Here is a 7,262-nt window from a genome sequence, read left to right as displayed (position 1 = left end):
CAGCTTCCTGCTCCTTCAAAACAGCAATGATCTGCTCCTCGCTGAACCTGCTCCGCTTCATCTCGTCCGTACTCCTTCTCGAGGGCCGGACTCTACCTATCAATGGAGGAAATCTAGGGGCTCAGACCAATCTTTATGCGTGCTGCCGGAATGGACCAGATTTTAGCCTTGAGGTCGAACTTCGGCCAAACCGCGAAACGCGTCTCGCCAGACCGGACAGCGTTGAAGAGCGTGAACAGGAGCGCATCACGGCCCGCTGTCTCGGGAAGGCCATCGAGACAGCGCACCAGCGCTGGGACTTCCGTGTAGGGCATGGCTGCAAAATGCCCTTCGTCCTTCGGCTGACGGGGAAGGCCCTTGGTTACCGACCTGAGTGCGGCTTCGTGCGGGCACCAACCTTCGATATGCGAATAGTCGAGTACCGTGCCGATACGTTGAAGGATTCTGCGCGCGGTTTCCGGGATAAATAGCCAGATAGGAGCCAGCGCGTCGCGCACCATCACGCTGGTGACTTTATCGACGGGTGTTTCCCAAAGGCAGGGAAGATGTGGTTCTCGAGCGACGACAGCCAAGAATCGCTATGACGCTTGTTCGCCAACCACCCTTGATTGCTTCATGGCAGTCTCGAGCAGCTCGCTCAAATGTCGGAATGGATGCGCTGCCGGGTTCCTCTTTAGCTCTCACATTTTCGCCTGCCTTGACCTTGTTCCGTAGCTCGGATGCTTTCGTCCGGGCTTGAGCCAACGACAGCTGAGCGACCGGCCCGATTCCGAGGTCCTGCCACTTGCCATCGACCTGAATGCGAAGGACCCAGGATCGTGAGCCGCTCGGGCGTACAAGCAGATACAGGCCGTGCCCGTCGGCATGACGGCCTGGTTTGGCGTTTTTCACTTCGAGCGCAGTCAGTCCGGACATTGCGTTTCCGTCCCTCATTTGGTCCCTCACTTCGTATTGGAAGTGGTGAGACAGGGTAGGGCATTCAGAAACGCATCTTATACAGAAAGGTTTTCAGCTCAAAGAGTTAAGGACGCCCTGATCTGCCCTGGAATTTCAATGATACAGACCTCGGCTCCACCAAATCCTCACCGGATTTGCCGCCACCGATTTTCCATCGTTTTTCAAATCACTTCGTTGCGACGTGAATTAGCGTCGAGCGCTTTCCGGTCTGGATGAACTGCGCCCGACGCTGATGGTTTCTAATCGACGGGCATCGGGCCGTTGGCGACCGGCTGCCCAAAAACCGGCATGCCGTCGGCATCATACTGGATGATCTGCACGCGCGCGTGGCGATTGGGATCGAACAGCGGATCGCCCTCGATCTTTTTGTAATCGCGGCCGTGGTAAACCAGCAGGTCGCGGCCCTTTTCATCGACGACGAAGCTGTTGTGGCCGGGGCCGTAGACATGGTTCGCCTCTGATGTGCCGAACACCGGTTCGGGCGATTTCACCCACATTCCTGCATCCATCGGATCGGCATCGTCGGGCGCGCTCAACATACCGATGCGATAGCGGTCGTCGGTCGCGCTTGCCGAATAGGTGATGAACATCCTGCCGTTGCGGGCAAGGAAATAGGGGCCTTCATTGACCTTGAACCCGCGCCGTTCCCAAGGGAGGTTTGGCATCGACAGCCGGGCAGGCTTCGCCGCCAGCGTCGTCGGCGTGGCGAGCGGGGCGAGATACAGGTTGCTGTTGGTGTCGATGCCCGGTTCGGCCTGCGCCCAGCAGACATAGCGGGTGCCCTTGTGTTCGAAGCTGGTGCAATCGAGCGTGAACGTGTCCCACGGCGTTTCGAGCTGTCCAAGCAGCGACCATTCGGCGTGCATCGGATCGGGGCCATCCGCCTGAAGCACATAGGTGCGGATATGGAACGGCTCATCGCCATCTCCCGCAGCGAAATAAATGTGCCAGCGTCCATCGAAATAATGGATTTCGGGCGCCCAGATATAGCCCGCCATCCGCTCGCTTTTCGGCCGCCGCCACAGCACGGTTTCTTTCGCTTGCGACAGTCCTGCGACCGTCTTTGCGCTGCGCAGCACGATGCGGTCATATTCGGGCACCGACCCGGTGAAATAAAAAGTGTTGTCGTGACGGTAGATTTGCGGGTCGGCGCGTTGGCGGATGATCGGATTGACGATGTCGGGATCGGTCGCCCGCGCCGTGGCGACGCCCGGCAATGTCGCCGCGATCGGCAGCGCCGCACCGGCCGTAAGGATGGTCCGGCGGCTGAGGGGGTGGTTGCTCATGAGTGCGCTCTCCCGTTGGTCGGGGGCTGTTGCCCGTCTATATTGTCTGAGAAATGCACTGGTTGCCAATGTCAGGCAAGTATTTCCATCCGGCGCGCCAAGGGTGCTGCGCGTCGCTGCGATATCGGAACGCCGCAAACACCGTCAGCCGTGGTGAGAGTCCGCGATCATAGCGATCGGCACCTGATGCGTCGCAAGCGCCAGGGGTGCTCGGCGATGCGATACTAGGATCAGGCCGGTGCCGGTTGAATCGAGCCAACCGCCGAGGCGCGAAACGAGCAGCGCCTCCGTGGCAGCGTCCAGCCCCTCGGTCGGTTCGTCGAGCACCAGCCATGGCCTCCCGGCGAGCAGCGCGCGGGCAAGCGAAAGCCGTTTGCGTTCGCCACCCGACAGCGTGCCGCCGCCTTCGCCGATCACCATATCCAAACCGTCGGGCATCGTCGCGATCCGTTCGTCGAGGCAGGCGACATGCAGCGCTTCGGCCATGTGCGAATCATCCAGTCCGGGACGGGCGAGGCGCAGATTGTCGGCGATGGTCCCGGCGAGCAGCGTCGGCTCTTGCGGAGCCAGCGCAAACTGCCCGGTCAGCATCGATTGCGAGCAGTCCGCAACGGGCATATCCGCAACGGCGAGCGGGTGTACCGGCGCGCGCAGCCCGGCCAGTGCTTCGATCAGCTGCGTCTTGCCGCTGCCCGATGCGCCGACAATCGCGATGCGTTCGCCCGGCGCGATTACGGCTTTGCCCAGCGTGACCGTCAGCGCGTCGTCGCGAACCGCCTGTGCCTTGACCGGTTCGCCCTTCAGCGTCGCGAGCAGCGACAGCCGATCGAGTCCCTGCTCGACGCTTGCCTGACGAACCGCCGTGCGGGCAAAGGCGGCCATTGCCTCAACCGACGCGGTCGCCGCGAGCAGGCCCAGCGCCATCAGCGCGGCCGGGCTGCTCGCCAGCACCAGCACCGCTGCCGCCGCGATCGTGCCATAGCCGACGAGTAACCCGGCGACATGACCTTCGCCGCGGAACAACGCCGCATTGGCGCGATCGACTCGCGCGGCTGCCAGCGCCAGTTCATCGGTCACCCGGTCGGCGATGCCATAGCTGATGATTTCGGGCCGCGCGGCCGCGGCTTCGACAAAGGCGGCGCGCAGATCACCCAGCGCCGCGGCTGCTTCGGCAGCGGGTTCGCGGGTCCAGCGTGTGGCGGCATGTTTGAGGATGAAGGGCAGCAGGGCAAGCAGCACCGCCAGCGCGAGCGCCGCCTGCCACCCGGCGAGAAAGGTCAGCGCGACCGCGAACGCCGCGCTCGCTAGGCTCGCCGGGCGCGTGGGGCGGCGCACAACCAGATCCTCCAACGCCTCGATATCGCCGATCAGCCGCGCGCTGGCATCGCCCCCGGACAGGTCGGGGGCGATGCGCGTATCCTGTGCGGCGAGCTTACCGAACAATCGCCCGCGCCAGTCGGCCATCGCGGTCAGTGCGGCACGGTGCGAGAGCAGCCGCTCGCCATAGCGCGATCCGGTGCGGATGATCGCAAGCGCGCGGATCGCGGCGCTGGGGATCAGATAGTTGAACGCGGCGGCGACGGCCGCGCCGCCTGCTCCGGCAATCGCAGCAGCGGTGAGGAACCATCCCGACAGTGCAAGCAGCAGCACCGAGGATAGCCCGGCAAACAGCGCGCAGATAAAGGCGTAGCGGATCAGTGAGCCGGTGCGCCCGCGGATCGCGGTTTCGATCAGGTCGCGGTTCATAGCGCCACCGCCTGCTGCGCGGTTTCGATCACCAGCGGATCGTGGGTCGCCACCACCAGCGCGCGTTCGTGCGACAGCAGGAGGAGCAGCATGGCAATGTCCCGCGCGCTTTCGGCATCGAGGTCGGCGGTAGGTTCGTCGGCAAGCAAAAGCGGCCGCCGCGCAAGGATCGCGCGGGCAAGGCCGAGCCGCCGCCGCTCCCCGCCCGACAGGCCGGACCCGCGATGATCGAGCATCAGGTCAAGCCCTTCCCCGCGCGCTGCGATCAACGGACCCAGCCCCACGCGTTCGGCGGCGTCCACGATTTCCGCATCGTCGGCGTTGTCCCGGCCGAGCGTTAGATTGTCGCGAAGCGATCCGGGCAGGATCAACGGCCGCTGCGCCGCCCAGGCGATGTCGTGCGAGGGAATCGGTGTGATCGCGCCATCGGTCAGCGCGACCTGGCCGGCGATTCCGGCAAGCAGGCTGGTCTTGCCGCTACCCGTGGGGCCGGTCAGCGCGACCAGCCCGTTCATCCCGAGCGTAAAGGAAACCGGGCCGATCGATCGGCCGGGCCATTCGATCCGCGCCGCGCGCGCGGTCAGCCCGGCATAGGCGCATGCATTTTCGGGGGCGGGAAGCGGGGCGGGAAGCGCGTCAAGCGCCGCTTCGGCCGCTTCACCGAGCTGTTTTTCGTGATAGGCAGCGGCAAGCCGGCGCATCGGCAGATAGAATTCGGGCGCCATGGCGAGCGCGAAAAACGCTTCGCGCAGGGTCAGCGTTTCGGGGTCGGGAAAGGGTAGCATGCCAAGCAGGCTGAACCCGCAATAGACCGCGACCAGCGCAACCGCGAGCGCGGAGAAGAATTCGAGCACCGCGCTCGACAGAAACGCGACTCGAAGCACGCTGACGGTTCGCTCGGCAAGATCCGACGCAGCGCCGCGCACCTGCCGCGTGATCCGTTCCTCGGCGTGAAAATGGCGGATGATCGAAAGCGCGCGTACCCGGTCGACGAACAGGCCCGACAATTGCCCCATCGCGTTAAGCTGTTGTTCGGATGCGCGCCGCGCGGCGGTGCCGGCAAAGATCATGCCGATGATGAAGGGAATGAAGGTGGCGAACAGAATGCCCGCTGCGACCAGGCTGGCGAATGCGACGAGCGCGATGACCAGCAGCGGCGCTGCCGATGCCGCGAACCGGCTGGGCATGAAACGCGCCTGATATTGTTCGATCGCCAGCGGATGATCGATCGCGAAGACCGCCGACTGGCCAAGCGAAGGCGGCTGGGTGAGCGGTTCGCCGATCAGCCGGCGAATGACGGGCAGGCGGCGCGCTGCCGCGATCCGCTGCGCGCCCGCGATGGCAAGCCGGTGGACCAGTCCGACCGCGATCGCGCGGATCAGCCCGCCCGTCAGGATCAGCGCGATCGTTTCGGCTTCGATCAGCCCGCCCTGCGCGGCGCCGGTAACCGCCATCGCGATGCCCAGCGCGAACAAAGCCGCCCCGCCAAGGTCGAGCAGCCATGCAAACCCGGCCGTGTTTTTCCTGTTCATCGCATCGGCATCGTGGGCGCGAACGCTCCTTACTACGGAATATCCCCAATATCGGCGTCGCCCCCGCAGCGCCTAACCGGCACGCGTCAAAAGGCGGCTTTGCCGCGAAATGGGGACCCGTTACCATGGATATGGCTGTTGTCGAACTGTCGAGGCTGCAATTTGCCCTGACAGCCTTGTATCACTTCCTGTTCGTACCGCTCACGCTCGGTCTCTCCTTCATCCTTGTGATCATGGAGAGCATCTATGTGATGACCGACCGGCCGATCTGGCGCGACATCACCCGCTTCTGGGCGAAGCTGTTCGGTATCAACTTCGTACTGGGCGTCGGGACCGGCCTCACCATGGAATTCGAATTCGGGACCAACTGGTCCTATTATTCGCATTATGTCGGCGATATTTTTGGCGCGCCGCTCGCCATCGAAGGGCTGATGGCCTTTTTCCTGGAAGCGACGTTCGTCGGGCTGATGTTCTTCGGCTGGGACCGCCTGTCGAAGCGCGGCCATCTTGCAACCACCTTCATGGTGGCGCTGGGTTCCAACCTTTCGGCATTGTGGATCCTGATCGCCAATGGCTGGATGCAGCACCCTGCGGGTGCGGCGTTCAATCCCGACACGATGCGCATGGAAATCACCAATTTCTACGAAGTGATCTTCAACCCCGTCGCGCAGGCCAAGTTCGTTCACACCGTCAGCGCCGGATATGTGACGGCCAGCGTGTTCGTGCTGGGCGTTTCGGCTTTCTATCTGCTCAGGGGGCGGCATCTGGAGCTGGCCAAGCGCAGCTTCGCGGTCGCCGCCGCATTCGGCCTTGCCGCATCGCTGTCCGCCGTCGTGCTGGGCGATGAAAGCGGCTATGCGCTGACCGACAACCAGAAGATGAAGCTCGCCGCGATCGAGGGCGCATGGGATACCGATGCGGCGCCCGCCGGCATCGCGATTTTCGGCCTGCCGTCCAATACGGGGCATGAAACCGGCTATGAGATCAAGGTGCCTTACGTCCTTGGCCTGATCGCCACGCGCAGCCTGACGGGTGAGGTTTCGGGCATCAAGCCGCTGGTTCGCCAGGCCGAAGCGCGGATCGTCAACGGGCTGACCGCCTATGACGCGGTCGAGAAGCTGAAGGTGAACCGCAACGATCTTGCCGCGCGCGAAGCCTATGAACGGTCCAAGGCTGATCTTGGCTATGCAATGCTGCTCAAACGCTATGTCGCCGATCCGCGTCAGGCGGATGCCGCCACCATTCAGAAGGCGGCGTGGTCGACCGTACCCAATGTGCCGCTATTGTTCTGGCTGTTCCGCGGAATGGCGCTGATCGGGTTCGTGCTGATCGCGTTCTTCGCGACCGCGCTCTACTTCGCCAACAGCCGCAAGTTCGACCGCAAATGGTTCCTTCGCCTTGCGCTGTGGGTCATGCCGCTTCCCTGGCTTGCGGTGGAGTTCGGCTGGATCGTGGCGGAGGTCGGGCGTCAGCCCTGGGCGGTGGACGGCGTGCTGCCCACCTTCCTGGGCGCTTCCAGCCTGACGGTGCCGCAAATCTGGACGACGATCGCCGGTTTCACCCTGTTGTACGGCGTATTGGCGGTGATCGAGGTGCGACTGATGCTCGCCGCAATCAAAAAGGGCCCGGAAACTTACATTCCGTGGCGCACCGATCCCGGCCGCGCGCCGTCCGCGCCGACCACCGGCGCCTATCAGACCGTCCCGGCGGAATGAGCCGACAAGACGATACGGAGACAAGA

At 63.7% G+C, this 7,262-nt stretch carries 6 protein-coding genes; 1 reads left to right on the top strand and 5 read right to left on the bottom strand.

The genetic code is table 11. The features are described from left to right. Nucleotides 1-113: 113 nt before the first annotated feature. From KY084_RS11895 to KY084_RS11875, 5 genes are all read right to left on the bottom strand, one after another. Nucleotides 114-572 carry a tyrosine-type recombinase/integrase gene (locus KY084_RS11895; protein WP_219238700.1) on the bottom strand — a complete coding sequence of 153 codons (459 nt, stop codon included), beginning with the start codon at nucleotides 570-572 and terminating at the stop codon, nucleotides 114-116. Then, complete coding sequence (locus tag KY084_RS16795) at nucleotides 514-915, bottom strand: Arm DNA-binding domain-containing protein (protein ID WP_219238686.1); 402 nt, start codon at nucleotides 913-915, stop codon at nucleotides 514-516. The genes KY084_RS11895 and KY084_RS16795 overlap by 59 nt, the downstream gene beginning before the upstream one ends. A 281-nt stretch (nucleotides 916-1,196) precedes the next feature. Continuing rightward, entirely contained in the window at nucleotides 1,197-2,243 is a 1,047-nt protein-coding gene (locus tag KY084_RS11885; RefSeq protein WP_219238685.1) for a glycoside hydrolase family 43 protein, read from the bottom strand. Between the two features lie 144 nt (nucleotides 2,244-2,387). Further along, nucleotides 2,388-3,989, bottom strand: a complete 1,602-nt coding sequence (locus KY084_RS11880) for an ATP-binding cassette domain-containing protein (RefSeq protein WP_219238684.1) — start codon at nucleotides 3,987-3,989, stop codon at nucleotides 2,388-2,390. Then, nucleotides 3,986-5,521, bottom strand: coding sequence for an ABC transporter ATP-binding protein/permease (locus KY084_RS11875; RefSeq protein WP_219238683.1), 1,536 nt, complete (start codon nucleotides 5,519-5,521; stop codon nucleotides 3,986-3,988). Before KY084_RS11875 ends, KY084_RS11880 begins: the two co-directional genes overlap by 4 nt. Nucleotides 5,522-5,646: 125 nt before the next feature. On the opposite strand from KY084_RS11875, the gene KY084_RS11870 reads away from it, so the two are divergent. Next, the gene (locus KY084_RS11870; RefSeq protein ID WP_219238682.1) at nucleotides 5,647-7,236 is read left to right on the top strand and encodes a cytochrome ubiquinol oxidase subunit I; all 1,590 of its coding nucleotides are present in this window, start codon (nucleotides 5,647-5,649) and stop codon (nucleotides 7,234-7,236) included. Nucleotides 7,237-7,262 lie beyond the last annotated feature (26 nt).

The organism is Stakelama flava, from assembly GCF_019351405.1.
Classification (GTDB): domain Bacteria; phylum Pseudomonadota; class Alphaproteobacteria; order Sphingomonadales; family Sphingomonadaceae; genus Sphingomonas; species Sphingomonas flava_A.
Note: the sequence above shows the minus strand (reverse complement) of the source record. Positions and strands in the feature narration are given on the sequence as shown.

Bases quoted from the DNA above. Each gene is read 5' to 3' on its own strand.
- KY084_RS16795 (WP_219238686.1), bottom strand. From the start codon at position 915: ATGTCCGGACTGACTGCGCTCGAAGTGAAAAACGCCAAACCAGGCCGT.
- KY084_RS11885 (WP_219238685.1), bottom strand. From the start codon at position 2,243: ATGAGCAACCACCCCCTCAGCCGCCGGACCATCCTTACGGCCGGTGCG.
- KY084_RS11880 (WP_219238684.1), bottom strand. From the start codon at position 3,989: ATGAACCGCGACCTGATCGAAACCGCGATCCGCGGGCGCACCGGCTCA.
- KY084_RS11875 (WP_219238683.1), bottom strand. From the start codon at position 5,521: ATGAACAGGAAAAACACGGCCGGGTTTGCATGGCTGCTCGACCTTGGC.
- KY084_RS11870 (WP_219238682.1), top strand. From the start codon at position 5,647: ATGGATATGGCTGTTGTCGAACTGTCGAGGCTGCAATTTGCCCTGACA.